The sequence below is a fragment of the Lelliottia wanjuensis genome (assembly GCF_030238365.1).
Classification (GTDB): Bacteria; Pseudomonadota; Gammaproteobacteria; order Enterobacterales; family Enterobacteriaceae; genus Enterobacter; species Enterobacter wanjuensis.
Map to the genome: position 1 here is coordinate 1 of NZ_JASSOT010000020.1, position 1,129 is coordinate 1,129.

Below are 1,129 nucleotides of genomic sequence, written 5' to 3' on the forward strand. Positions count from 1 at the left end.
AGCTTAACCTTCGGGAGGGCGCTTACCACTTTGTGATTCATGACTGGGGTGAAGTCGTAACAAGGTAACCGTAGGGGAACCTGCGGTTGGATCACCTCCTTACCTGAAAGAACCTGCCTTTGTAGTGCTCACACAGATTGTCTGATGAAAAATAAGCAGTAAAAAATCTCTGCAGGCTTGTAGCTCAGGTGGTTAGAGCGCACCCCTGATAAGGGTGAGGTCGGTGGTTCAAGTCCACTCAGGCCTACCAAATTTATCCTGATACTGCGTTGTGAAACGACTCGCATACTTCAGTATGCTTCGCCCTTCCACGCCTTGTCTCAGTCTAAATTACCGGTAATGAGATTTAGCATTTGTGATGGGGTTATAGCTCAGCTGGGAGAGCGCCTGCCTTGCACGCAGGAGGTCTGCGGTTCGATCCCGCATAGCTCCACCATCCTTTTTACTGCGAAAACATAAGAAAACTTCAGAGTGTACCTGAAAAGGTTCACTGCGAAGTTTTGCTCTTTAAAAATCTGGATCAAGCTGAAAATTGAAACGACACGCTGCGTCTGTTCTCCGTAATAAGAACAGAATGACGGTGTGTTCGAGTCTCTCAAATTTTCGCAACAGCGATGATGTTTTACGAAACATCTTCGGGTTGTGAGGTTAAGCGACTAAGCGTACACGGTGGATGCCCTGGCAGTCAGAGGCGATGAAGGGCGTGCTAATCTGCGATAAGCGTCGGCGAGGTGATATGAACCTTTGACCCGGCGATACCCGAATGGGGAAACCCAGTGTGTTTCGACACACTATCATGTCATGAATACATAGTGGCATGAGGCGAACCGGGGGAACTGAAACATCTAAGTACCCCGAGGAAAAGAAATCAACCGAGATTCCCCCAGTAGCGGCGAGCGAACGGGGAGGAGCCCAGAGTCTGAATCAGCGCGTGTGTTAGTGGAACGGTCTGGAAAGTCCGACGGTACAGGGTGATAGTCCCGTACACAAAAATGCACACGTTGTGAACTCGAAGAGTAGGGCGGGACACGTGGTATCCTGTCTGAATATGGGGGGACCATCCTCCAAGGCTAAATACTCCTGACTGACCGATAGTGAACCAGTACCGTGAGGGAAAGGCGAAAAGAAC

General features: G+C 49.7%; 2 tRNA genes and 2 rRNA genes. All 4 read left to right on the top strand.

What is annotated here, in order from left to right:
• Nucleotides 1–102: ribosomal RNA gene (locus QQF33_RS03335) — 16S ribosomal RNA — on the top strand; the annotation flags it as partial.
• A 71-nt stretch (nucleotides 103–173) separates the two neighbouring features.
• Nucleotides 174–250: transfer RNA gene (locus QQF33_RS03340), tRNA-Ile, on the top strand.
• A 110-nt stretch (nucleotides 251–360) separates the two neighbouring features.
• Nucleotides 361–436, top strand: a tRNA-Ala gene (locus QQF33_RS03345).
• A 210-nt stretch (nucleotides 437–646) separates the two neighbouring features.
• A 23S ribosomal RNA gene (locus QQF33_RS03350) occupies nucleotides 647–1,129 on the top strand; the annotation flags it as partial.